Below are 23,461 nucleotides of genomic sequence, written 5' to 3'. Positions count from 1 at the left end.
GCAGACTTGTCGTACCAACGGGTGAGCCAGGTCGTCGTCGCCGCGCGACGGACGGTGCTCGACGAAGGGGGACCGGGCATGGGGGTCGATGTCGTCCTCTACCGGGTGGTCGAGGCGGGCCCGGGCCGGCGCCGCCTCGTGCCGGCCGAGGTGCTGCCCGATCCCGACGACGTGCTGCTGGATCTCGTCGAGCGGGTCCGTGGCACCGGGCGTACCCCGCTGCTGGACCGGGTGGACCCCGTCGGTCAGTTGGTGGTCCCCGCCGGACGGGCCCCGCAGCTCCTCGCCGAGCTGGCTTGCCTCGCCGAGGTGGCCCGGACGACGCCCGAGGTGACGCACGTGCGCCGCCTGGATCTGCTGGCGCGGCACTGCCGACCGGAGCGCGACATGGAGATCCGCTTCGAGGGGGACTGACCGGGCTGGCCGTCCGCTCAGTGTCGGCCCGCCTCGCCGGTCCGCCCGCCGGCGTGCGGCGACTGGTCGTGACCGCGCTGACCCCGCCCGGCCCGAACCGCGCCGGCGGGCGGCGCGAGGGCGTAGCCGTCCTCGCGGTGGACCACCAGGGCCAGCTCCTCCAGCATGGACAGTTTCCGCAGGGCGGTGCGGACGGCGACGCCGGCCCGGGCGGCGAGGACGTCCACCCCCACGGCACCCCGGCGGGGCAGCGCCTCGACGATCGACCGGGCGTCGTCGTCGAGCTGGTCAACCGGCCGCTGGGGGCCGCGCGGCACCGGCGCCAGCTCGCCGATCCGCCCGACCTCCTCCAGCACCTGGGCCACCCCGGTGACCAGCCGGGCCTTCGGGTGCTCGCGCAGCAGCTCGTGCGTGCCCACCGACATCGCCGACGTGACCGGGCCCGGCACCACCATCCCGGGTTTCGTCAGGGCGAGTGCCCGGTGCGTGGTCTGGGTGGCGCCGCTGCGCGCCGCCGCCTCCACCAGCACGGTGCCGAGGGTCCCCGCCGCGATCACCCGGTTGCGGATGAGGAACCGGGGACGCAGCGGGTCGGCCCCCGGGATCCACTCACTGACCAGCAGCCCCGTGTCGGCGATCCGGTCGAAGAGCGCCGCGTTGCCCATCGGGTAGGGGCGGTCCACGCCGCAGGCGAGCACGGCCACGGTGATGCCCCCGGCGTTGAGCGCGCCCCGGTGGGCCGCCGCGTCGATGCCGAAGGCGCCACCGGAGACGACGGTCCAGTCCCGGTCGGCGAGCCCGTAGCCGAGTTCGGTGGCGACGTGCGTGCCGTACCCGGTGGCGGCCCGGGCGCCGACGACCGCGACGGAGCGGTCGAGCGCCTCCGCGAGCGGCCACGAGCCACGCACCCAGAAGCAGAGCGGCGGCGCGGTCTCGGTGTCCACCCGCCGGTACGCCCCGGGCAGCCGCAGCTCACGCAACTGGTCGACCCGGTCGGGCCACTCGTCGTCGCCGGGGACCACGATCCGCGCCCCGAGCCTTTCCCCGCGGGCCAACGCCTCCGCCGCGACCGCCCGGGCGTCGCCGGCGGCGGTGCGCGCCGCCACCGCCGTCCGCAACGTCTCGTCCGGCGCGCCCCCGTCGAGCAGCAGGTCGAGGGTGGCCGCCGGGCCGAGCCGGTCGACCAGCCGGTGCACCGACCGGGTGCCCGGCTCGGCAAGCCAGGTCAGCGCCACCCGGGCCAGCGTCTCCTCGTCGGTGCTCACGTGCCGTCCCCCGTTCGCAGTTGAATGGCCTCCCGGACGTCCTCCCGGTCGGGCCGGTCCCGGCCGTCGAGGTCCGCGATCGTCCAGGCCAGGCGGATGATCCGGTCGAAGCCCCGGGCGGATAGGGACCCCGAGTCCAGTCGCGCCCGCAGCTCGGCGGTGTCCGGCCCGGGCAGTCGCCAGGGCGGTCGACGCAGGTACGGCCCGGGTATCTCGGCGTTGAGCCGGCGGTCGAGGACCGCCCAACGCGCGGCCGCGGCCTCCCGGGCGGCCGCCACCCGCCGGGCGACGGTGGCCGACGACTCGCTGTCCACGGTGGCCTCCATCAATTCCGCCGCCCGGACGGGTGGCAGCCTCACCTGCACGTCGATCCGGTCCAGCAGGGGACCGGAGAGCCGGCTGAGATAGCGCCGGCGGGCCTGCGGCGGGCACTCGCAGTACGCGTCGCCCGCCGGCTTGGCGCACGGGCACGGGTTGGCCGCAAGCACGAGTTGCGTACGGGCCGGGTATTCGGCGCCGCCGCGGCTGCGGGCCAGCCGGACCCGGCCGTTCTCCAGCGGCTGGCGCAGCGCCTCCAGCGCGCCCCGGCTGAACTCGGGCGCCTCGTCGAGGAAGAGCACCCCCCGATGGGCGAGCGAGATCGCGCCGGGACGCGCCAGCCCCGAACCGCCGCCGACCAGGGACGGCACCGTGGCCGTGTGGTGCGGCGCCTGGAACGGCGGGCGGCGCAGCAGCCGGCCGCCCGGCGGGAGCAGCCCGGCGATCGAGTGCAGGGCGGTGACCTCCAGCGCGGCCTCGTCGTCCAGCTCGGGCAGGATCGACGGGAGGCGCTCGGCGAGCATGGTCTTGCCGGCGCCCGGCGGCCCGAGCAGCGCCAGGTGGTGCCCGCCCGCCGCGGCCACCTCCAGCGCCCGCCGGCCCAGCCCCTGCCCGGCGACCTCGGCCAGGTCGGGCCCGCCGCCGGCCGGTGCCGGGCCGCCCGCCTCCGGCTCGATCAGGGGCATGCCGTCGCGGACGAAGCCGACCAGCCGGTGCAGCGTGTCGACCGCCCGGACCCGGACCCCCGGGACGACCGCCGCCTCGGCGGCGTTGCCGGCCGGGACGATCACCCGCTCCACGCCGGCCCGGGCGGCCGCGGCGACCATCGGCAGGACGCCGCGCACCGGCCGGACGGTGCCGTCGAGGCCCAGCTCGCCGAGGATCGCCACGCGCTCCAGCGGCAGCAGCGGCAGCTCGCCCGAGCCGCCCAGCAGGGCCACCGCGATCGCCAGGTCGAACGCCGAACCGAACTTGGGCAGGTCGGCCGGCAGCAGGTTGAGCGTGATCCGGCGGTTGGGCCATCGCTGGCCGGAGTTCACCACCGCCGCGCGGACCCGGTCCCGGGCCTCGTGCAGGGCCGTGTCCGGCAGCCCCGAGATGACGACGGCCGGCAGACCGGCCGCCAGGTCGGCCTCGACCTCCACCAGGTGCCCGGTGACGCCGACCAGGCCCACGCAGAGCACCTTCGCGTAGCTCACGCCGCCACCCGCCCTGGGCCATCGGAGATCCGGCCGCTGCCCCCGGCCATCTCAGAACGCGCCCTTGAGGTGCTCGACCCGGGCGGCGCCGGCGCCGGTGAGGCGTACCGAGATCACGTCGAAGCGCACCTCGTCGGCGGTGGTGCCGGTGTCGGCCAGCCACCGGGCGGCGAGCCCGCGCAGCCGGCGGGCCTTGGCCGGTACGACGGCCTCGGCCGGCAGGCCGAACTCGTCCGAGCTGCGGGTCTTCACCTCGCAGAAGGCGAGCACCGGCCCGTCCCAGGCGATGATGTCGATCTCCCCGGCCGGACAGCGCCAGTTCCGGGCGACGGGACGCAGCCCCGCCCCGATCAGGTGCCGGACGGCGCACCGCTCGCCGTACGCGCCGACCGCCTGGTTCCGTTTCGTCATGCCCGGCACCGTGCCCGGCCCGGGCGGGGCTCCGCCGCCCCGCGTCGCCGACCTGTGGACAGACGGACGGGTTGTGGACGAGCGGACGATCATGCCTGGCCTGTGCTATGTGGACCGCCGGCGTCGGCCGCTCCGAGGAGTTTTGTGCTGCGCTGACCACGTAGACGACCGTCGAGCCGGCCGGGACCCTGCGGCGGTACCGAGGCGGACGGCGGGGGATCCTGGGACACCCGGCGCTCCGTTAGCGTGCGACGGATGAGCGTCGACTGGCGGAGCGATCGGGTCCGCGCGGCCTTGCGCGGCGAGAATCCCACCGTGCTGTGCCGGCTCTCCGCCGGGTTCGCGGTGATCGGCGACAGCCAGCACCTCCCGGGGTACTGCGTGCTGATCACGGACGACCCATCGGTCGACCGGCTGACCGACCTGCCGCGGAACCGGCGACTGGCGTTCCTGGCGGACATGGACCTGCTCGGCGAGGCGGTGGCCCGGGTCTGCGCCCGGCGGGACCGGGGCTTCCGGCGGATCAACTACGAGATCCTCGGCAACCTCGACGCCTTCCTGCACGCGCACGTACGCCCGCGGTACGACTGGAAGCCGGCCGAGCTGCGACGGGGCCCGGTCTACCACTACCCGGCGCGGGTGTGGCGCGATCCGGCGTACGCCCTCGGGGCCGCGCACGACGAGCTGCGGGCGCAGCTCGCGGCGGAGTTGGACAGGCTGGCGGGTCCCCGCCCCTGACCGCGGCGCTGCCGCCGCCCGCCGTCCCGGTGTGCCCCGGCTGCTCGGCCGAGGCGGGTGCCCGAGCGGCGAATGGCGTCCATGGTGCCCGTCGCATACGGTGCCGGACGTGGACGGACGACGGAGCTTTGCCGAAGATCAGGAGTCGCGCTGGTATCCGGCGGACCCCGACCGTGGCTACGGGGAGCCGGACTGGCGCGGACCGGCCGAGACCCGGCACCGGGACGACGACCTGAGCGCCCCCGAGCAGCGCCGCGCCGCGGAGGACGGCCACTACGGCGAGGCCGCGACCGGCCGGCGCGGTGAGCCGGGTCGCTTCGGCGCGACGACCGAGCCCGCCTCCGGCCGCTTCGGCGCCGTCGACGCCGACCGGGCCCGCTCCGGCGGCCCGGACGACTCGGGCCGCTTCGCAGCGGCCGGCCCGGATTCCGGTCGGTTCGCGGCGGTGGAGCCGGACTCGGGTCGGTTCGCGGCGGTGGAGCCGGACTCGGGTCGGTTCGCGGTGACGGAGCCGACATCCGGGCGGTTCGCCGGCACTGGGGGCGACTCGGGTCGGTTCGCCGCGGTGCCGTCGCTCGGGGACGACCGGGCGGAGACCGAGGGATACCGGGCGAGCCGCGCCCGGCGCGCCGAGTCGGACCCGGAGATCTCCGGTGAGCTGCCGGCCGATCGGCCGGGCCGGCGCGCGGCGCGGGAGGCGAGGGAGTCGCGGGACGCGGTCTCGACGTCGGGCGTCGACGCGCTCGCCGGTGCGGGCCCGGTCGAGCGGGCCGGCGAGCCGACCCGTCCCGCCCCGTTGGGCGGCTACCCGGTCATCGAGCCTCATCGGGGGGTCGAGGCCGGGACCCCGCCGGAGCCGCCGGTTGTCGCGCCCCAGCCGGTTGTCGCGCCCCAGCCGGTGGTCGTGGCGCCGAACCCACTGGAGATGCCGACCGGGCCGATGCCGCCGATCGGCCCCCGTGGCGACATGCCGCCCGGGGAGGTGCCGGTCTATCCGCCGGTGGTGGCCCCGCACCCGACCCCGCCGGCGGGCGACGGGGTCTACCGGACCCGTCGGCCCGCGTTGGCCGCGCTCTTCACCCTGTTGGTCGCGGTGTTCGAGGTCCCCGCGCTGCGGGTGCTGTTCAGCGGCGTGACCGGCGACCCGGTCTCGGCCGCCGACGTCCTGGCGGGCACCTTCCTGGTCTGCGGCCTGCCGATCTTCGCGATCGGGCTGTACGGCCTGCGTACCGGCGGGTTGTCGCTGGCAGAGGGGAGCCGGGGCTGGCTGCGCCCGCCGACGGCCTACCTGACCGTGGGCCTGGTGCTGTTCGTCGCCGCCGCCCTCGCGGTCGGCTGACACCGGCCCGGGCCGCGGGCCGTGCGGCGGGCCGCCCCACGGTCTGACGCCGGCCCGGGCCGCGGACCGTGCGGCGGGCCGCCGCCCCACCAGATGGACGTGGGTCCGGCCGTGGACCGGCCAACGGGCCGTCACTCTCACGGTCGGACGCCGCCCCCCCGGCGGTCGCTGGGCGGGCCTGGCGACAAGGGTGCGGAAGTTGCCGGAAATAGGCGTTCTGACCCCTTCCCGCCACCCGCAGCGTCGGCGGCGGGGAAGGGGCGTACACTGGTCGACTGGCGACCGCCTCGTGCGGTCGACCTCGCGCGCCCTCTCCACGAATCGTCGTGGGGCGACGGCCTCCCTGGTCCCGATCTTGGTCGGGCCCGCCATGGCCGGCGACCGGGCGCCAGGACGCCCGGCCGCCGGCCGGGCGGGACAACCAGGGACACAAGGAGTACCCCACCATGGCCGTCGTGACCATGCGCCAGCTGCTGGAGAGCGGTGTCCACTTCGGGCACCAGACCCGGCGCTGGAACCCGAAGATGAAGCGCTTCATCTTCACCGAGCGCAACGGTATCTACATCATCGACCTGCGCCAGACCCTCGACTACATCGAGAAGGCCTACGACTTCGTGCGCGGGACCGTCGCCGAGGGTGGCAGCATCCTCTTCGTCGGCACCAAGAAGCAGGCTCAGGAGGCCATCGCCGAGCAGGCGACCCGGGTCGGCCAGCCGTACGTCAACCACCGCTGGCTCGGCGGCATGCTGACCAACTTCCAGACGGTGTACAAGCGGCTGCAGCGGATGAAGGAGCTGGAGGCCCTGGGTGACCTGAGCGGCACGGCCGCCGGGTACACCAAGAAGGAGACCCTGCAGCTCTCCCGCGAGAAGGAGAAGCTGACCCGCACCCTCGGTGGTCTGCGGGACATGCAGAAGCTCCCGGCCGCGATCTGGGTGGTCGACACCAAGAAGGAGCACATCGCCGTCGACGAGGCCCGCAAGCTGGGCATCCCGGTGATCGCGGTGCTCGACACCAACTGCGACCCGGACGAGGTCGACTTCCCGATCCCGGGCAACGACGACGCGATCCGCTCGGCGGAGCTGCTGACCAAGGTCGTGGCCGCCGCCGTCGCCGACGGCCTGATCGCCCGTTCCGGCCGTCGTCGGGGCACCGACGAGAAGCCGGAGCCCGGTGTGGCCTCCGACGAGCCGCTGGCCGAGTGGGAGCGCGAGCTGCTCGAGGAGCCGAAGAAGGCCGACGAGCAGCAGGGGCAGCCGGCCGAGCAGCCGGCGACCGCCGCCGCGGAGTGACCGCGCCGCCGCTTCCCCGCCGTCCGTTTTTTCGGACGGCGGGGAGCGGCCGGTACGCCGGGCACATCGCGCCCGGATCCGGGTAACCGGCACCAGGACCAACCCACCCGCAGTCTCAACACCGAAGAGAGAGCCATGTCCAACTTCACCGCCGCGGACGTCAAGAAGCTCCGCGACCTCACCGGCGCCGGCATGATGGACTGCAAGAAGGCGCTGACCGAGGCCGAGGGCGACTTCGACAAGGCCGTCGAGATCCTGCGCGTCAAGGGCGCCAAGGACGTCGGCAAGCGGGCCGGCCGTACGGCCGCCAACGGTCTGATCGCCCACTCCGGCCAGGCGCTGCTCGAGCTCAACTGCGAGACCGACTTCGTCGCCAAGAACGACGCCTTCATCGAGCTGGCCCAGCGGCTGGTCGAGCACGGCGAGCGCAGCGGCGTCGGCACCGCCGAGGAGTTGCTCGCCACCGAGATCGACGGCAAGACCGTCGCCGACCTGGTCCAGGAGCAGTCCGCCAAGATCGGCGAGAAGCTGGTCCTCAACCGGTTCGCCAAGCTCGACGGCACCACCGCCGTCTACCTGCACCGCAAGAGCCAGGACCTGCCCCCGGCGGTCGGCGTGCTCGTGCAGTACGCGGGCAAGACCGACGAGGCGGGCGACGCCGACGCGCGCGCCGTCGCCATGCAGATCGCCGCGATGCGGCCGAAGTACCTCACCCGTGACGAGGTGCCGGCCGACGTCGTCGAGTCCGAGCGGCGCATCGCCGAGCAGACCGCCCGCGAGGAGAACAAGCCCGAGGCGGCCCTGCCGAAGATCGTCGAGGGCCGGGTGAACGCCTTCTTCAAGGACTACGTCCTGGTCGAGCAGGCGTCGGTCGCCGACAACAAGAAGACGGTGAAGCAGATGCTGGCCGAGGCCGGCATCGAGGTCACCCGCTTCGTGCGGTTCGAGGTCGGCCAGGCCTGAGCCGCCCCGGGGCGCGTCGCGCGCCCGCGGGAAGGGTAAAACGTCGACGAGGAGGCCGCCGGTGTACGTGACAGGCACCGCGGCCTCCTTGTCACATAGGGTCGGCTACGGCAGTTTCGCGGTACGCGGCGTACAGGACGTGCGCATGGGGAAGGGCGGGGCGGATGACGCAGGTTGTGAGTGACCGGAGTCTGGCGGCGGACGATCCGACGGCACCACCCCCCGGCCGGGCCCGGCGGGTGGTGCTGAAGCTCTCCGGCGAGGTGTTCGGCGGGGGCGCTGTCGGCGTGGACCCGGACGTGGTGCAGGCCGTCGCCCGGCAGATCGCCACCGTGGTGCGCCGCGGTGTGCAGGTCTCGGTGGTGGTCGGCGGTGGCAACTTCTTCCGGGGCGCCGAGCTGCAGAAGCGCGGCATGGACCGGGCCCGGGCCGACTACATGGGCATGCTCGGCACCGTGATGAACTGCCTCGCGCTGCAGGACTTCCTGGAAAAGGAGGGCGTCGAGACGCGCGTGCAGAGCGCGATCACGATGGCCCAGGTCGCCGAGCCCTACATCCCGCTGCGCGCCATCCGGCACCTGGAGAAGGGACGCGTGGTGATCTTCGGCGCGGGCGCCGGCATGCCGTACTTCTCCACCGACACGGTGGCCGCCCAGCGTGCCCTGGAGATCCGCGCCGACGTGGTGCTGATGAGCAAGAACGGCGTGGACGGCGTCTACACCGCCGACCCGCGGGTCGACCCGACCGCCAGCAAGTTCGACTCGATCACCTTCTCCGAGGTGCTGCGCCGCAACCTGCGGGTCGCGGACGCCGCCGCGTTCAGCCTGTGCATGGAGAACGGCCTGCCGATGCTGGTCTTCGGCGCGCAGGGCGACGACACCATCATCCGGGCCGTGGGTGGCGAAAAGATCGGCACCCTGATCACCGCCTGAGCGGTCGCGCGACCGACCGCCCTCAGCGGTTCCTCCGACACGACAAGCCACGACGAGCACAGAAGGAGGCGAGGAGACCGGTGATCGACGACACCCTCCTCGAGGCCGAGGAGAAGATGGAGCGTGCCATCGAGCACGCCAAGGAGGAGTTCGGCGCGATCCGCACCGGTCGCGCCAACGCCGCCATGTTCTCCAAGATCATCATCGACTACTACGGCAGCCCGACGCCGCTGCCCCAGATGGCGTCCATCGGCGTGCCCGAGCCGCGCATGGTGATCATCAAGCCGTACGACAACTCGCAGATCAACGCCATGGAGAAGGCGATCCGCGACTCCGACCTCGGCGCGAACCCGAACAACGAGGGCAACCAGCTCCGCATCCTGCTCCCGCAGATGACCGAGGAGCGCCGCCGCGACATGATCAAGGTCGCCCGGCACAAGGGTGAGGAGGCCAAGGTGGCCATCCGCAACATCCGCCGCAAGGGCAAGGAGGAGCTCGACCGGCTCGTCAAGGACGGCGAGGTCGGCGAGGACGACGGCCGGCGCGCGGAGAAGGAGCTCGACGACCTGACCCAGCGCTACGTCGCCGCCGTCGACGAGCTGGTGAAGCACAAGGAGAACGAGCTCCTCGAGGTCTGAGGCCGTACGTCGGCCACCACCGCGACGACGACACCGTGGCACCGGCACCGCCGCCCGCATCCGGGTGACGGGGTCCGGTGCCACCGTCGTTGCGCCCGCCGCCCGGGAACGGGAGCGGGGCACGGTCCGGCGTGGGGAGGCGGTGGGTGCAGTAGGCTCGGCACGATTCCCGGCCACCCTGCGGTGAACGGTGGGGATCGGCCGGCCGTCGGGCGGCCAATCGGACGGAACAGTCGCGCGGGTAGGGGAATGGTTGTGGTTGTGCGTCATGCGGTGGATCTCGTGCCGGGCCCGTTCGGTGCGTGATGTCCCACCTCGACCCCTACGGCAGCGCCGAGCCCCGCGGCTGGGACCGCCCCGACCGCCCCGCCCCCGCCCTGCCGTGGCCGGAGCCCGAGATGGAGCCCGGCCAGTGGCACGGCCGGCCCGGCGTCGCCCCTGACATGTACGCCGAGCCGCACACCCACCCCCGCCCGCAGGTCGACGCCCACTCCGAGCCGCGGAGTCCGGACGGCGCCCCGTACGACCGCCCGGCCGGGATGAACGGTCGCCACCCGGACGACGCCGACTACCCGACGGCCCAACTGGAACCGGTGCGGGACGCCGAGCCGGAGCCGGAGTCGGAGCCCGCGCGGGCCCCGGGCCGGCGGCAGCGCGGCCGACGCCGGGCCAGCGCGGACCGGCCCCCGACCCAGCAGCCCGCGGCGAGCCGGGCCGGGCGTAACCTGCCGGCCGCCATCGCGGTCGGCGTGGCCCTCGGCGCCCTGATCGTGGTCCCGCTGTTCTTCTACCCGCCCGCCTTCCTGCTGGTGGTGGCCGGCGCGGTCGCGGTCGGCAGTTGGGAGATGGCCCGGGCGGTGCGCCGCAGCGGCGCCCATCCGCCGCTGGTGCCGCTCATCGCGGGCGGGGTGCTCACCGTCGGGCTTGCCTGGTTCGCCGGTCCCGACGCGCTCAGCCTCGGCCTGCTGGTCACCGTGCTGGGAACGATGGTGTGGCGGCTCGGCGACGGGCCGCGCGGCTTCCAGCGCGACCTGACCGCCGCCACCCTGATCGCCGTGTACGTGCCGTTCCTCGGCGGGTTCGCCGCGCTGCTGGCGGCGGCGCCGGACGACGGCCCCCTGCGGGTGCTGGTGACCCTGGTCGCGGTGGTGCTCTCCGACACCGGCGGGTACGCCGCCGGCGTCAGCTTCGGCAAGCACCCGATGGCCCCCTCGGTGAGCCCGAAGAAGTCCTGGGAGGGCTTCGCCGGCTCGGTCACCGCCGCGGCGGCCGGCAGCGCCCTGCTGATCTGGCTGCTCTTCGACGTGGCTCCGTGGTGGGGCGCGCTCTTCGGGCTGGCGGTCTCCGGCGCGGCCGTCCTCGGCGACCTCGCCGAATCCATGATCAAGCGGGACCTCGGGGTCAAGGACATGAGCAACCTGCTCCCCGGGCACGGCGGCCTGATGGACCGGCTCGACTCGATCCTCTTCGCGCTGCCGACCGCGTACCTGTTGCTGGCGGTCTTCGTCCCGGTGCTGGAGTGAGGCGTGAATCACCCGGCGTCGCCGGCCCCGGCCGGGCGGTGGGGGCCGATTCGGCACCTCCGGACAGGTGCGTCGGCCGTCCGGCGTGACAGACTGGACCCGCCATGACGAGCCTGCCCCTGATCCCCGCAGACCCCGACGCCCCCGGGCGCCGGCCCTCGATGCCTCCCCGTCACCTCGCGGACCTCGACCTCGCCGGCCGCCGCGCGCTGGTCGCCGAGCTGGGGGAGCCGGCGTTCCGCGCCAAGCAGGTCTCCACCCACTACTTCGGTCGCCTGGTGCGCGACCCGGAGCGGATGACCGACCTGCCGGCCGCCACCCGGGAGAAGCTCGCCGACCAGCTCCTGCCGCGCCTGCTCACCCCGGTCCGTGAGCTCGCCTGCGACGACGGCGCGACCCGCAAGGCCCTCTGGCGGCTGCACGACGGCTCGCTGGTGGAGAGCGTGCTGATGGGCTACCCGGACCGGGTCACCGTCTGCATCTCCAGCCAGGCCGGCTGCGGCATGGCCTGCCCGTTCTGCGCCACCGGCCAGGCCGGGCTGACCCGCAACCTGTCCACCGCCGAGATCGTCGACCAGGCGGTCTACCTGGCCGGCGTGGCCGCCTCCGGCGCGGTTGCGGGCTCGCCGCCCCGGCTGTCGCACGTCGTCTTCATGGGCATGGGCGAGCCGCTGGCCAACTACTCGCGGGTGATCGCGGCGATCCGCCGCTTGATCGCCCCGGCGCCGGAGGGGCTGGGGCTGTCGCAGCGCCACATCACCGTCTCCACCGTCGGTCTGGTGCCGGCCATCCGCCGGCTGGCCAGCGAAGACCTCTCGGTGACCCTTGCGCTGTCGCTGCACGCCCCCGATGATGAGCTGCGCGACGAACTCGTCCCGGTCAACCAGCGCTGGAAGGTGTCCGAGGTGCTGGACGCAGCGTGGGACTACGCGGCGACGACGGGGCGCCGCGTGTCGATCGAGTACGCCATGATCAAGGACGTGAACGACCAGCCGTGGAGAGCCGATCTGCTCGGGCGGTTGCTGGCCGGGAAGCTGGCCCACGTGAACCTCATCCCGCTCAATCCGACTCCGGGCAGCCGGTGGGACGCCAGCCCGAAGCCGGTCGAGCGGGAGTTCGTCCGGCGGTTGCGCGAGGCCGGGGTGTCGACGACGGTGCGGGACACCCGGGGTCGCGAGATCGACGGAGCGTGTGGGCAGCTCGCCGCCGCCGTCGACAACAGGGAGACCGACCGGACGGGGAAGACTGCGTGACCGGGCGTAGCGAACGAGACCAGGAGACATAGTGGCGAGTCAGGGTCAGCGTTTCCGGCGTAAGGCGCTCCGCCGGGGATACAAGGTCGACGAGGTCGACGCCTTCCTGGACCGGGTCGAGGCGACGCTCGCCGGTCAGCCGGTCGGCGCCCCCGTGGCCTCCCAGGAGGTCCACGACGTCGTCTTCCGGGTCCGCTTCAACGGCTACGACGAGTGGCAGGTCGACCTGCACCTGGACCGGGTCGAGCGGCAGCTGGCCGAGTTGGAGGAGCGCGGCGGCGTCGGTGGCCGCGGCGGCGACCCCCGGGCTGCCGACCGCCTGGGCCCGCCGGACCGCCTGGGCCCCCCGGATCGGATGGGTCCGCCGGATCGCCTCGGCCCGCCGGATCGGATGGGTCCGCCGGATCGGATGGGTCCGCCGGATCGGATGGGTCCGCCGGATCGGATGGGTCCGCCGGATCGGATGGGTCCGCCGGATCGGATGGGTCCCCCGGATCCGATGGGCCCGCCGGACCGGATGGGCCCTCCGATGCGCGACGACCGCGGCATGTCTCCCGGCCCGCAGCCGATGCCGCCCCGGCCGATGCCCGCCCAGGCCGGCCCGCCCGACGACCGCTACGGCCGCTACGACGAGCCGACCGGCGCCTTCGCCGGTGGCTACGACGGCCCCCGGGGTGGCTACGAGCCGCCCCGCGGCCCGGGCGGCCCCGGCCCGATGGGTCCGGGCGCGCCGAGGGGCCACGGCGGCCCGCCACCGCGCGGCCTGCCCGCCGGTCCCGGCGGCTATGGCGACGGCCCTGGTGGTTACGGCGACGGCCCTGGTTACGGCGACAGCCCTAGTTACGGCGACGGGCCGGGTGGCTACGGCGACGGGCCGGGTGGCTACGGCGACGGGCCGGGTGGCTACGGCGACGGGCCGGGTGGCTACGGCGACGGCCCCGGCGGCTACGGGGACGAGCCGCGCTTCGACGGCTTCGAGGCCGGCCGGCGCGGGCGCGCCGACATGACGGCCGAGATCCGGATGCCCGAGCGGGAGTTGCGCGAGCTGCGGGGCCGGGGCCCGGCCGGGCCGCCCCCGCAGCAGGGCTTCGGTGGCCCGCCGGTGGGTGGCCCGCCGGTGGGTGGCCCTCCGGTCGGCGGCCCGCCGCCGATGGCCGGTCCGCCCATGGCCGGCCCGCCCGGCAGCGACCTCCACCGCGTCGACGAGATCCGCCGCAGCTTCCAGGTGCGCCGGTTCGGCAGCGGGTACGACCCGGACCAGGTCGACCGGTTCTTCGAGACCCTGCTCGGCGGCATGCAGGGGCGCAACCCGATGCCGGTGAACCCGAAGGAACTGGACACGCTGCGCTTCGGGCTGGTGCCCGGCGGCTACTTCGAGGCCGAGGTCGACGCCGCGCTCAAGGACGTGCAGGACATCCTGTTCCGCCGCTGACCCGCGTACGACGAGGGCCCGCTCCCCGGTCGGGGGCGGGCCCTCGTGCGTGTCGTCTCCGGCGCGCGGACCGGCTCGACGCCGGCTGACGGGGGTGCGGTCAGGACCGCAGGCCGTTGCGCCGCAGCACGGTGTCGCCGATGACGATGACCAGCAGCAGCACGGCCAGGCCGATCAGCCAGATGTCCTCGACCCTGCCCTCGTGGTTGCCGCAGAGCATCGCCAGCAGCGCCAGCGCGGAGAGCACCGCGCCGATCCGCCCGGACTTGCGGTGCCCCGGCTTGTGCTGGTCTGGCGACGTTACCGGCTCGCTTCCTGCCACTGTCGGTCCTTCCTCGCGATCGGATCTCCGGTTAGTCTGGCACGCCCCGTGCCAGGCTCGGCGCTGGGTCCGACCGGATGGGGCGGACCGCACGATCCGCGCCGCCAGCCGGGCGCCGGCCGAAACGGCGCACGCGTACGGCCGGGTGGGTCCAAGGTCCCGGCGGGGCCGGGCGCAACGGCACTACCGGCGTCGCGGGTCGGTCGCCAGACTCCCTCCGGTAGCGTTTCGGACGTACACCTTTGTTTGTCTTCGAGGGGGAACTGCGGTGCGAGTGACCGGTACGGGACACGCCAGCATGCGGATCGACACGGCCGCGGGCAGCATCCTGTGCGACCCGTGGGTCAACCCGGCCTATTTCGCGTCGTGGTTCCCGTTTCCGGACAATTCCCTGCTCGACTGGGAGACCCTCGGCGACGTCGACTACCTCTACGTCTCCCACCTGCACCGGGACCACTTCGACGCGGCGCACCTGAAGCGTTTCGTGTCGAAGTCGGCCACCGTGCTGCTGCCCGCGTTCCCCACCTCCGAGATGGAGGACGAGCTGCGGGAGCTGGGCTTCACGAAGTTCCTGAAGGCGCCGAACGAGCAGGTCGTCGAGCTGGACGGCGGCCTGAAGATCATGATCCAGGCGCTGACCAGCCCGACCGACGGCCCGATCGGCGACTCGTCGCTGTGGGTGGAGTACGACGGGGTGCGGCTGCTCAACCAGAACGACGCCCGCCCCACCGACCTGAGCGTCTTCGCCGAGCTGGGCCACGTGCACGCGCACATGCTTCAGTTCTCCGGCGCGATCTGGTACCCGATGGTCTACGAGCTGCCGCAGGCGGCCAAGACCGCGTTCGGCAAGCAGAAGCGTGACCGGCAGTTCGACCGGACGTGGCGTTACATCGACGACCTGAAGGCCGACCACGTCTTCCCGATCGCCGGCCCGCCGTGCTTCCTCGACGACGAGCTGTGGCAGTTCAACGACATCCACGGCGACGAGGGCAACATCTTCCCCGACCAGTCGGTCTTCCTCAGCGAGTACGCGAAGGTCGGCGGCACCAACGGCGTGGTGCTGCTGCCGGGCAGCGTCGCCGAGATCACCACGGAGACCTGCGAGACCAGCCACCCGGTGCCGGTGGAGGAGTTCTTCGCGAACAAGGTCGCGCACCTGGAGGAGATGCGGGAGCGCAAGCGGCCGGTCATCGAGGCGGAGAAGGCGTCCTGGCGGCACCCCGAGGTGGACGTGCTCAAGGAGATGCAGCGCCGGATCGAGCCGCTGCTGGAGGAGTCGATCTACCTGGCCAAGGGCGTCGGCGGCCCGGTCCGCTTCGACCTCGTGGGCACCGACGACTCAGGCGGCGAGACGATTGAGTCGATCGTGGTGGACTTCCCGGGCAAGCAGGTCCGGCCGTACGCCGACGAGAAGGTCCGCTACCGGTTCCGCACCGAGCGGGCGCTGCTCGAGCACCTGCTGCACATCGGCGAGGTGGACTGGGTCAACTCGCTCTTCCTCTCCTGCCGCTTCTCGGCGGCCCGCATCGGCCAGTACAACGAGTTCGTCTACGCGTTCTTCAAGTGCCTCTCCACCGAGCGGCTCCAGTACGCCGAGGGCTGGTACGACGAGCACGAGCGGACCAGCGACGCCGAGGACATCACCCTCGGCGACTGGGTGGTGCAGCGGCGCTGCCCCCACCTCAAGGCGGACCTGACCCGGTTCGGCATCGTCGACGGGGACCAGCTCACCTGCCAGCTGCACGGCTGGAGGTTCGACCTGGCCAGCGGCCGGTGCCTGACCAGCGTCGGGCACAAGATCCGCGCCCACCGCGTCGACGAGCAGACTCCCGCCCCGGCGGGTGAGGCGGCCAGCTAACGGCCGTTTCCCCGCGCCCGCCGCCCCCGCCGGGTGACCATCAGGTCGGAGAGGGGGCGGCGTGGCCGAGGGGGCGGGGAAGAGCGGGTACCGGTACCGGCGCGACCGGGAGATGGCCCGGGACGCCTCCCGGGTGGAGACGTTCAGCGACGGCATCTTCGCGGTCGTGCTGACGGTGATGGCCGTCGAGCTGCTTCAGAACGGCCCGGCGAGGGCCGGCGGGAGGGAGCTTCCCGACGCCCTCGCCAACGCCTGGCCGTCCTACCTGGCGTACGTGATCACCTTCGGCATCGCCGGCCAGATCTGGCTCGGCCACCACAACATGTGGCGGTACGTGGTCCGGGTCGACCAGCTGCTGCTGGTCTTCAACCTGCTCGTGCTGCTCTTCGTGGCCGCGATCCCGTTCACCGCCGACCTGCTGTCGGACAACCTGCGCGGCAGGCCGGCCGAGCAGCGGCTGACCGCCGCCCTCTACTTCGGCACCGTGCTCGGCGAGTCGATCTTCTTCAACCTGAGCTGGTGGTGGGCGCGGCGGCGCGGGCTGCTCCACCCCGACCTGGACCCCGGGCTGGCCCGGGCGGTCTCGCGGCGACTGCTGCTGCGCCCACTGCTCTATTTGATCGCCTTCGCCTTCGTCTTCGTCGACCCGATTCTCAGCCTCGTTCTCTACCTGCTGCTTCTCGGTCTCTCCCTCATCCGCCGCCCCGGCGACCTGCCCCCCGCCGAGGCCGGCGGTGCGGTCAGCGGCCGAGGTCGGTGAGGATGCGGCGGGCGGCGTTGTGGCCGGCGGCACCGATGACGCTGCCGGCGGGGTGGCAGCCGGCGCTGCCGGCGTAGACGCCGTCGACGCCGGTGGCGTACGGCATCCGGTCGGTGAACGAGACGGTGTTGTCGACGTGGTGGATGTGCCCGCCGGTGATGCCGAAGTGCGCCTCGATCCCGGGCGGGGGCAGCGGCACCGCGTCGGCGATCAGGTCGGCCGTGCCGGGGGCGTACCGCTCGCAGATTTCGACCAGCCGCTCGACGTACCCGGGCAGCGCCTCGTCCCAGGTGATGCCGGCAAGCTCGTAGGGCACCGACTGGACGAAGAGCGCCGAGGAGTGGTGCCCCCGCCCGTCCGACAGCGACGGGTCGACGGTGGTGTGCAGGTACCACTCGATCGTCGGTTCCTCGGGCAGCCGGCCCGCCTGGACGTCCGCCCACATCGCGCGCAGCGCCGCCATCGGCGACTCGCCGCCACCGCCGATCAGCGACGTCGAGCCGGGCAGCAGATGGATTGTCGACCCGAACGGGCTGGGCGCGTCCGCCGGCAGGCAGGAGAAACGGGGCAGGCCGGTCAGCGCCAGGTTGAGCTTGAGGGTGGTGCCGGGGCGGCGGACCGCCGCCATCCGGTCGGCCAGCGGCGCCGGGAGCGCGCCGTCGGGCAGCAGGTCCATCAGCCGGTACGGGTCACACGCGCCGAGCACCACCCGGGCGCCCACCTCCCGCCCGTCGGCCAGGACCACCCCGCTGGCCGCACCACCGGCCAGGGTGATCGCGCTGACCGGCGTGCCCGTCAGGATCGTCGCGCCCGCGGCCCGGGCGGCGTCGGCGAAGGTGCGGGACACCGTGCCCATGCCGCCCTCGGCGATCATCCAGGTGCCGTCCGAGCCGGGCAGCCGGCACATGTTGTGCACGAGGAAGTTGTGGCCGGTGCCGGGGTCGTCGGGGCCGGCGTTCAGCCCGGACAGGCCGTCGGTTACCGCGTACATGCTGATCAGCAGCTCGGAGCGGAAGTCGAAGCGGGCGAGATGGTCGGCGACCGAGCCGCGGACCAGGTCGACGAAGACCTGCCGCAGCGCCGGGCGGACGTACCGCTCGGCGGTCTCCTCGACCGGCAGCGGGTCGGCCAGCCAGACCGGCGCGAGGTCGGCGCGCAGGGCGGCCAGCTCGGCCTGGAGGGCGTCGTCGGCGGCCATGTCGGCGGGGGAGAAGAACTCCGCGAGCTGCGCCCGGGTGGCCGCGGTGTCGCTGCCGAACAGCAGGTACGGGGACCCCTTCGGGCCCGGGGTGGGCAGGAAGTAGTGCGGGTCGCGGCGCAGCACCGGGATGCGCACGCCCAGCGTGGCGAGCAGCTCCGGCGGCATCAGCCCGAGCAGGTAGGAGCCGGTGGAGTGGCGCAGCCCGGGCACCTTCGGGAACGGGTTCTCCGTCCGGGTGGCCCCGCCGATCACGTCGGCCGCCTCCAGCACCAGCACGTCGAGCCCGGCGCGGGCGAGCAGGATCGCGGACACCAGACCGTTGTGCCCGGACCCGACGATCACCACGTCGGCCCGGGTCGGCAGCTCGTCCCTCATGCCGGGGGAGCCTAGTGCCCGCCGGCCCCGCCGGTCAGCCCTTCGCCGGGGGCTGGGCGGATGCGTCGCCGGGTCGTCCGCCGCCCAGTTGGGCGATGATCGTGGCCAGCTCCAGCTCGAACAGCGCCTCGGCCTCGGTGACGGCCCAGGCGAGCTGGCCGAAGACCTCCATGGCGACCAGCCCGTAGAGCCGGGTCCAGCCGGAGAGGAAGGCGTACGCGACCTCGATCGGCACCTCGCCGTGGCTGAGCCGCAGCGGCTCCAACCGCCCGCCCAGGCGCTGCCGGAGCAGCTCGGCGGGCGGGGTGGGGAAGGGGGCCCGGCGCCAGAGGTCGGTGATCGGCTGCACGAAGAGCGCGCCGAACTGGGCGCCCGGATGGTCGGGGTCGGCGCAGTCGCCGACGAAGGCGTCCAGCCCGGGGACCGGGGCGCCGAACATCAGCCCGAACTCGGCGGGGTGCGCCACCGACCAGGAGCGGAACTCGCGGCCCATGGCCAGCAGTTGGTCGAGGGGCTCGGCCCCGGCGTCGTCCCGGGCCGCCTCCAGCCGCAGCCGCAGCTCGTCGTAGATGTCGCCGGCGAGGGCCGCGACCAGCGCCTCCAGGCTGGGGAAGTAGCGGTAGATGGCCGGCGCCGTCATGCCCATCTCCCGGGCGATGGCCCGCAGCGAGATCGCCTCGACCCCGCCGGTCACCAACAGCCGCCGTGCCCCGTCCTTGATCTCGGTGAGGGTCGCCGTGCGCAGGCGTTCGCGTCGGGACGGTGCGGTCATCCGGCTAACCCCCTTGACCAAAGAGAACGCCGTTGTCATAGTTAACGGCGTTCACTTCAATGAGCGATGGTTACAGCTTAGCCGTCGACGGAGGGGGAGGCGAATGTTCGCCTGGTGGGGACATGCGGTGGTGCGGCTGCGCTGGGCGGTGCTGGCCGCCGCCCTGGGCGTGGTCGTGCTCGGGGCGACCTGGGGGGCCGGGGTCTTCGGGCAGTTGACCGGCGGCGGCTACGACGACCCGGCGAGCGAGTCGAGCCGCGCCGCCGAGCGGATCACCGCCGAGCTGGGGCCGCAGGGCGCGGACCTGGTCGTGCTCTGGACCAGCGACGGGGCGACCGTCGAGCAGCCGGCCTTCCGCGACCCGGTCACGGCCACGGTCACCGGCCTGCGCCAGCGCCCCGAGGTCACCAGCGTCGTCACCTGGTACGACACCCAGGCCCCCACGCTGCTGTCGAACGACCGCCGCGCCACCTACGCGCTGGTCCAGCTCCGGGCCGCCGACGAGGACGCCAAGACCGCCGCGTACGAGGACCTGCGGCCGGCCCTGACGGCGCCCGGCGTACGGACCGAGGTCGGCGGCGCGGTGGCGTTCCAGCACGAGGCGAACCGACAGACCACCGAGGACATCACCCGTGCGGAGATCTTCTCCATGCCGGTGCTGCTGGTGCTGCTCGTGCTCATCTTCGGCGGCCTGGTGGCCGCGTCCACCCCGCTGCTGATCGGCGGGCTGTCCATCCTCGGCGCGTTCGTCGCCGTCCGGCTGGTCAACATGGTCACCGACGTGTCGATCTTCGCCATCAACGTCATCACCCTGATCGGCCTGGGAATGGCGGTCGACTACGCGCTCTTCGTGGTCAGCCGGTTCCGCGAGGAACTGGCCGCCGGCCACGACACGCCCGCCGCGATCCGCCGCACCATGACCACCGCCGGCCGCACCGTGCTGGTCTCCGGCCTCACCGTCGCGCTCGCCATGGCCAGTCTGCTGATCTTCCCGCAGGCGTTCCTGCGCTCGATGGGGCTCGGCGGGATGGCCGCCGTGCTGGTCGCCATGCTGGCGGCGCTGACCGTGCTGCCGGCCCTGCTCGCGGTGCTCGGCCACCGGATCGACGCGCTGCGCGTACCGCTGCCGTGGCGGCGGGGGGCGCGGGCCGGGCGGCCGGCGTCGGGGGAGACGGGCGGCGCCTGGGCCCGGATCGCGCGGAGCGTGATGCGCCGCCCGGTGCGGTACCTGGTCGGGGTGACCCTGCTGCTCCTGGTGCTCGCCGCGCCGTTCCTGCGGATCACCTTCGGCGGCTTCGACGAGCGGGTGCTGCCGGCGGACGCCGCGTCCCGGGTCGTCTCCGAGCGGATCGCCGCGGAGTTCCCCGGCGGCACGGTCGCGCCGATCGACGTGCTGGTGTCCGGGGCGTCCCCGGCGCAGGTGCGGCCCTTCGCCGACCGGGTGGCCGCCGTGCCCGGCGTGACCGGCGTGCAGGTGGCGGCCAGCCGGGGCACGTCGACGCTGCTGACGGTGACCTACCCCGGCGAGCCGACCGGCGACGTCGCCCAGGACGTGGTCCGGGCGCTGCGCGACCTCCCCGCCCCGGCCGGCGCGGAGGTGCTCGTCGGCGGCCGGCCCGGAGCCGACCGGGACCTGCTGGACAGCCTGGGCGACCGGCTGCCCTGGATGGCCCTGCTGATGGCCGCCGCGACCCTGGTCCTGCTCTTCTTCGCCTTCGGCTCGGTGGTGCTGCCGGTCAAGGCGGTGCTGATGAACCTGGTGTCGATCGGCGCCTCGTTCGGCGTGGTGGTCTGGATCTTCCAGGACGGTCACTTCGCCGACCTGCTCGGCTTCACCCCGACCGGGTTCATCGAGCCCAGCAACCCGATCCTCATGCTCGCCGTCCTCTTCGGGCTGGCGACCGACTACGAGGTGTTCCTGCTCTCCCGGGTACGCGAGGAGTGGGACCGCAGCGGGGACAACGCCGCCTCGGTCGCCGCCGGGCTCCAGCACACCGGCCGGATCATCACCGCCGCCGCGCTGCTGCTGATCATCGTGGTCGCCGGCTTCGCCAGCGGTGCGATGGCGTACATCAAGCTCATCGGGATCGGCATGATCGTGGCGATCGTGGTGGACGCGACGCTGGTCCGGGCGCTGCTGGTGCCGGCCGCCATGCGGCTGCTGGGCCGCTGGAACTGGTGGGCCCCCGGCCCGCTCGGCCGGGTCTACCGCCGCTACGGCATCCGCGAGACGGCCGACCCGGAGCCGGCGCCCCGAGAACCCGCCCTCACCCACTGACCGGCCCCGCCGGCCACAGCCGACCAGGAGGTCCGCGTCCGACGCGGACCTTTTGGTCGCTCCCGGCGGTCGGCCGCTTCGTCGCTTCCGACAGCTCGGGCGAACACCTCCTGGTCGCTCATGCCGCGGGCCGGGCGTGGGTCGCCCGCCAGCGGGAGAGGGCGAGCGTGGCGGAGTAGCCCGCGAGCACGATCACGTGGAAGAGGTAGAGCCAGAGCAGGACGGCCACCCCCGCCCCGATCTCGTCGAAGCCGCCGAACGGCACGCCCAGGTCGATCGGGAGCGAGGCGAAGAGCACGAAGCCGTGCAGGAACCCGGACAGGTTCGCCGCGGTGAACGAGCCGACGCCCAGCGCGGAGAGCCAGTCCGGCGACGCCGGGCCGACCACCCGGAACACCCAGAGCAGCACCGGGGTGAGCACCAGCCAGACCGCCAGGAACGACAGCACCACGCCCAGCGCGCCGGCCAACCCACCCTGACGGACCAGCCGGGTCGTCGTCGGCAACGCGACCAGGATCGACAGCAGCAGGGCCGGGGCCGGGGCGAGCAGGGGGAGCAGCAGCAGCCGACCGCGCCAGCCCACCAGGGACTCGTCGCCGCGCCCGCCGGCCACCGAGACGAAGGCCCGGCGCAGCCCCTCGCCGTACAGGGACGCCGGCAGCAGCGAGGCCAACGCCAGCAGCGGGGTCAACCCCACCCCGGCCTCGACCAGCGCGGCCACCGCGTGGGGCGCGCCGATCGCGTCCGGCAGCGCCGCCACGGCGTACGACGTGAGCCGGCGGACCCGGCCGGCCCCCGCCACCAGCGAGGTCAGCCAGATCGCCAGCAGCGCCACCGGCACCACGGCGATCGCACCGTAGAAGGTGATGGCGGCGGCGTGCAGCGACAGGTCCCGGCCGCGCAGCGGGCGGAACGCGGCACGGGTGATCCGCCTCGCCCGCCGCCAGCCTCCACCCATCGCGCTCTCGTTCCCCGCCGCGCCCCGCGTCAGTCATTACGATCACTCGCCATGACCGTGCTCACCACCGAGCGCCTGGTCGTGCGGGAGTGGACCGCCGACCCGGCCGACCTGGCCCGGATCTTCGACCTCTACTCCCGACCGGAGGTCACCCGCTGGCTGAACGCCCCCGGCCTGCCGCTGACCGACCCGGCGCAGGCGGCCGACCGGCTCGCGCTGTGGCGCAAGCGGCACGCGGGGCACGGCGGCCGGTACGGCACCTGGGCGATCGAGGTCCGCGACACCGGCGTGGTGGCCGGCACCGTGCTGCTCAAGCCGCTGCCGGGGCGCGACGAGGACGTGCCGACCGAGGACATCGAGGTGGGCTGGCACCTGCACCCCGACTCCCAGGGCCACGGCTACGCGACCGAGGCGGCCCGGGCCGTGGTGGCGCGGGAGTTCGCCGCCGGCACCCGGGAGATCTACGCGGTCGTGGCGCCCGGCAACGACGCGTCGATGGCGGTGGCCCGCCGGCTCGGCATGACCCACGTCGGCCGCCGCACCGACTGGTACGGCGGCGAGGAGGTGGAGACCTTCGTGCGCCACGTCGACGCCTGACGGGGTAGGCGGCGGGTCCGGGGGACCCGCCGTATCGTCTTTCGCCGTGATGATCACTTTCGAGACGCAGCCGGACCGCCGCCGCCTCACCGCCGGCCTGCGCCGGGCCTACCGCCGGACACTGCTGCCGTTCCGGCTCTGCCCGCTCATCGCCCTGCTGCCGGCGCTGGTGGGGCTGCTCTCCGGGGATTTGATCAAGGCGGGCGTCTGGGCGCTGGCCGCGGTCGCCCTGGTGCTGGTCGCGCCGCTGACGCTGCGCGCCCTGGTCCGCGCCAACTGGAAGATGCACGGCCTTCCGATCACCTGGACCTTCACCGACGAGGGCGTCCGGAGCGTCAACGCCGTCAGCGATGGCACGCTGAGCTGGGCGGCAATCGAGCGGGTCGAGGCCATCCCCGGTCAGTTGCTGTTCTGGATCGGCCGGGCCCAGGTGTTCCCGGTGCCGGTCGACGGGCTGGCTGCGGCGGACCGGGAGCGGCTGCTCGCCTTCCTGCGCGAGCGAGGGCTGCTCACCGGCGACCCGGCGGCGCTGGCCGGGCCCGCCGACCCGAGGTGACGGAGGCTCCCAGCGGACGCTCAGGACGCCGGGGCAAGGGGCAGACGGGCTCGGTGACTCCGCCCGG

The 23,461-nt window shown here is 73.9% G+C and carries 22 protein-coding genes; 15 read left to right on the top strand and 7 right to left on the bottom strand.

The features are described 5' to 3' along the window. Positions 1 to 21: 21 nt before the first annotated feature. A complete protein-coding gene (locus tag ACFY23_RS17440; protein ID WP_350686666.1) occupies positions 22 to 414 on the top strand; it encodes a hypothetical protein in 393 nt (130 codons plus the stop codon). Positions 415 to 431: 17 nt separating this feature from the next. Here ACFY23_RS17440 and ACFY23_RS17435 read toward each other — a convergent pair whose 3' ends face one another. The 3 genes from ACFY23_RS17435 to ACFY23_RS17425 are packed head-to-tail and all read right to left on the bottom strand — an operon-like array spanning position 432 to position 3,607. Further along, positions 432 to 1,679 carry a DNA-processing protein DprA gene (locus ACFY23_RS17435; protein ID WP_350686668.1) on the bottom strand — a complete coding sequence of 416 codons (1,248 nt, stop codon included), beginning with the start codon at positions 1,677 to 1,679 and terminating at the stop codon, positions 432 to 434. Next, complete coding sequence (locus ACFY23_RS17430) at positions 1,676 to 3,196, bottom strand: YifB family Mg chelatase-like AAA ATPase (RefSeq protein ID WP_350686670.1); 1,521 nt, start codon at positions 3,194 to 3,196, stop codon at positions 1,676 to 1,678. The genes ACFY23_RS17435 and ACFY23_RS17430 overlap by 4 nt, the downstream gene beginning before the upstream one ends. A 51-nt stretch (positions 3,197 to 3,247) precedes the next feature. Then, positions 3,248 to 3,607, bottom strand: a complete 360-nt coding sequence (locus tag ACFY23_RS17425) for a YraN family protein (protein WP_350686672.1) — start codon at positions 3,605 to 3,607, stop codon at positions 3,248 to 3,250. Between the two features lie 255 nt (positions 3,608 to 3,862). Between ACFY23_RS17425 and ACFY23_RS17420 the strand changes: the two genes are divergently transcribed. The 9 genes from ACFY23_RS17420 to ACFY23_RS17380 all read left to right on the top strand — a co-directional run bounded on the left by ACFY23_RS17420 (position 3,863) and on the right by ACFY23_RS17380 (position 13,717). After that, a complete protein-coding gene (locus tag ACFY23_RS17420; protein WP_350686673.1) occupies positions 3,863 to 4,345 on the top strand; it encodes a diadenosine tetraphosphate hydrolase in 483 nt (160 codons plus the stop codon). 109 nt (positions 4,346 to 4,454) lie between these two features. Further along, positions 4,455 to 5,684, top strand: coding sequence for a hypothetical protein (locus ACFY23_RS17415; RefSeq protein ID WP_387036924.1), 1,230 nt, complete (start codon positions 4,455 to 4,457; stop codon positions 5,682 to 5,684). A 446-nt stretch (positions 5,685 to 6,130) separates the two neighbouring features. Beyond that, positions 6,131 to 6,976, top strand: coding sequence for a 30S ribosomal protein S2 (gene rpsB / locus ACFY23_RS17410; RefSeq protein ID WP_350819122.1), 846 nt, complete (start codon positions 6,131 to 6,133; stop codon positions 6,974 to 6,976). 135 nt (positions 6,977 to 7,111) lie between these two features. Beyond that, entirely contained in the window at positions 7,112 to 7,939 is an 828-nt protein-coding gene (gene tsf, locus ACFY23_RS17405) for a translation elongation factor Ts (RefSeq protein WP_350680129.1), read from the top strand. 164 nt (positions 7,940 to 8,103) lie between these two features. Next, positions 8,104 to 8,871 (top strand): UMP kinase, encoded by a 768-nt coding sequence (pyrH, locus tag ACFY23_RS17400; protein ID WP_350680127.1) that lies wholly within the window; start codon positions 8,104 to 8,106, stop codon positions 8,869 to 8,871. A gap of 80 nt (positions 8,872 to 8,951) precedes the next feature. Continuing rightward, positions 8,952 to 9,509 carry a ribosome recycling factor gene (gene frr / locus ACFY23_RS17395; RefSeq protein ID WP_091096739.1) on the top strand — a complete coding sequence of 186 codons (558 nt, stop codon included), beginning with the start codon at positions 8,952 to 8,954 and terminating at the stop codon, positions 9,507 to 9,509. Between the two features lie 305 nt (positions 9,510 to 9,814). Then, positions 9,815 to 11,032, top strand: a complete 1,218-nt coding sequence (locus tag ACFY23_RS17390) for a phosphatidate cytidylyltransferase (RefSeq protein WP_350680125.1) — start codon at positions 9,815 to 9,817, stop codon at positions 11,030 to 11,032. Between the two features lie 104 nt (positions 11,033 to 11,136). After that, positions 11,137 to 12,285 (top strand): 23S rRNA (adenine(2503)-C(2))-methyltransferase RlmN, encoded by a 1,149-nt coding sequence (gene rlmN / locus ACFY23_RS17385; protein WP_350680123.1) that lies wholly within the window; start codon positions 11,137 to 11,139, stop codon positions 12,283 to 12,285. 31 nt (positions 12,286 to 12,316) lie between these two features. After that, positions 12,317 to 13,717: a DivIVA domain-containing protein gene (locus tag ACFY23_RS17380; RefSeq protein WP_387036930.1), complete on the top strand. Its 1,401-nt coding sequence runs from the start codon at positions 12,317 to 12,319 to the stop codon at positions 13,715 to 13,717. Between the two features lie 100 nt (positions 13,718 to 13,817). On the opposite strand, the gene ACFY23_RS17375 is transcribed toward ACFY23_RS17380, so the two are convergent. Next, the gene (locus ACFY23_RS17375) at positions 13,818 to 14,039 is read right to left on the bottom strand and encodes a DUF2631 domain-containing protein (RefSeq protein ID WP_350680117.1); all 222 of its coding nucleotides are present in this window, start codon (positions 14,037 to 14,039) and stop codon (positions 13,818 to 13,820) included. A gap of 268 nt (positions 14,040 to 14,307) precedes the next feature. Between ACFY23_RS17375 and ACFY23_RS17370 the strand changes: the two genes are divergently transcribed. Together ACFY23_RS17370 and ACFY23_RS17365 are read left to right on the top strand one after the other, a co-directional pair. Continuing rightward, complete coding sequence (locus ACFY23_RS17370) at positions 14,308 to 15,897, top strand: Rieske 2Fe-2S domain-containing protein (protein ID WP_350680115.1); 1,590 nt, start codon at positions 14,308 to 14,310, stop codon at positions 15,895 to 15,897. 112 nt (positions 15,898 to 16,009) lie between these two features. Then, entirely contained in the window at positions 16,010 to 16,657 is a 648-nt protein-coding gene (locus ACFY23_RS17365) for a TMEM175 family protein (RefSeq protein WP_350680137.1), read from the top strand. Here the strand turns inward: ACFY23_RS17365 and ACFY23_RS17360 are convergent. Then, positions 16,638 to 18,233 carry an NAD(P)/FAD-dependent oxidoreductase gene (locus tag ACFY23_RS17360; RefSeq protein ID WP_350680113.1) on the bottom strand — a complete coding sequence of 532 codons (1,596 nt, stop codon included), beginning with the start codon at positions 18,231 to 18,233 and terminating at the stop codon, positions 16,638 to 16,640. The genes ACFY23_RS17365 and ACFY23_RS17360 overlap by 20 nt on opposite strands. Positions 18,234 to 18,267: 34 nt before the next feature. After that, on the bottom strand, positions 18,268 to 19,005 hold the full coding sequence (locus ACFY23_RS17355; protein WP_350680111.1) for a TetR/AcrR family transcriptional regulator: 738 nt from the start codon (positions 19,003 to 19,005) through the stop codon (positions 18,268 to 18,270). A gap of 103 nt (positions 19,006 to 19,108) precedes the next feature. On the opposite strand from ACFY23_RS17355, the gene ACFY23_RS17350 reads away from it, so the two are divergent. After that, positions 19,109 to 21,283 (top strand): MMPL family transporter, encoded by a 2,175-nt coding sequence (locus ACFY23_RS17350; RefSeq protein WP_350680109.1) that lies wholly within the window; start codon positions 19,109 to 19,111, stop codon positions 21,281 to 21,283. A gap of 118 nt (positions 21,284 to 21,401) precedes the next feature. Here ACFY23_RS17350 and ACFY23_RS17345 read toward each other — a convergent pair whose 3' ends face one another. Next, positions 21,402 to 22,241, bottom strand: a complete 840-nt coding sequence (locus ACFY23_RS17345) for a YhjD/YihY/BrkB family envelope integrity protein (protein WP_350680108.1) — start codon at positions 22,239 to 22,241, stop codon at positions 21,402 to 21,404. A gap of 51 nt (positions 22,242 to 22,292) precedes the next feature. Between ACFY23_RS17345 and ACFY23_RS17340 the strand changes: the two genes are divergently transcribed. Beyond that, a complete protein-coding gene (locus tag ACFY23_RS17340) occupies positions 22,293 to 22,838 on the top strand; it encodes a GNAT family N-acetyltransferase (RefSeq protein WP_350680106.1) in 546 nt (181 codons plus the stop codon). Positions 22,839 to 22,887: 49 nt separating this feature from the next. Continuing rightward, positions 22,888 to 23,394 carry a YcxB family protein gene (locus tag ACFY23_RS17335; RefSeq protein WP_350680135.1) on the top strand — a complete coding sequence of 169 codons (507 nt, stop codon included), beginning with the start codon at positions 22,888 to 22,890 and terminating at the stop codon, positions 23,392 to 23,394. The last annotated feature ends 67 nt before the right edge of the window (positions 23,395 to 23,461 follow it).

Origin of the sequence: Micromonospora sp. NPDC000121 (assembly GCF_042899165.1) — a bacterium.
Classification (GTDB): Bacteria; Actinomycetota; Actinomycetes; order Mycobacteriales; family Micromonosporaceae; genus Micromonospora.
The sequence above is the reverse complement of the archived record's forward strand: the minus strand, read 5'-3'. Positions and strand labels throughout refer to the sequence as shown.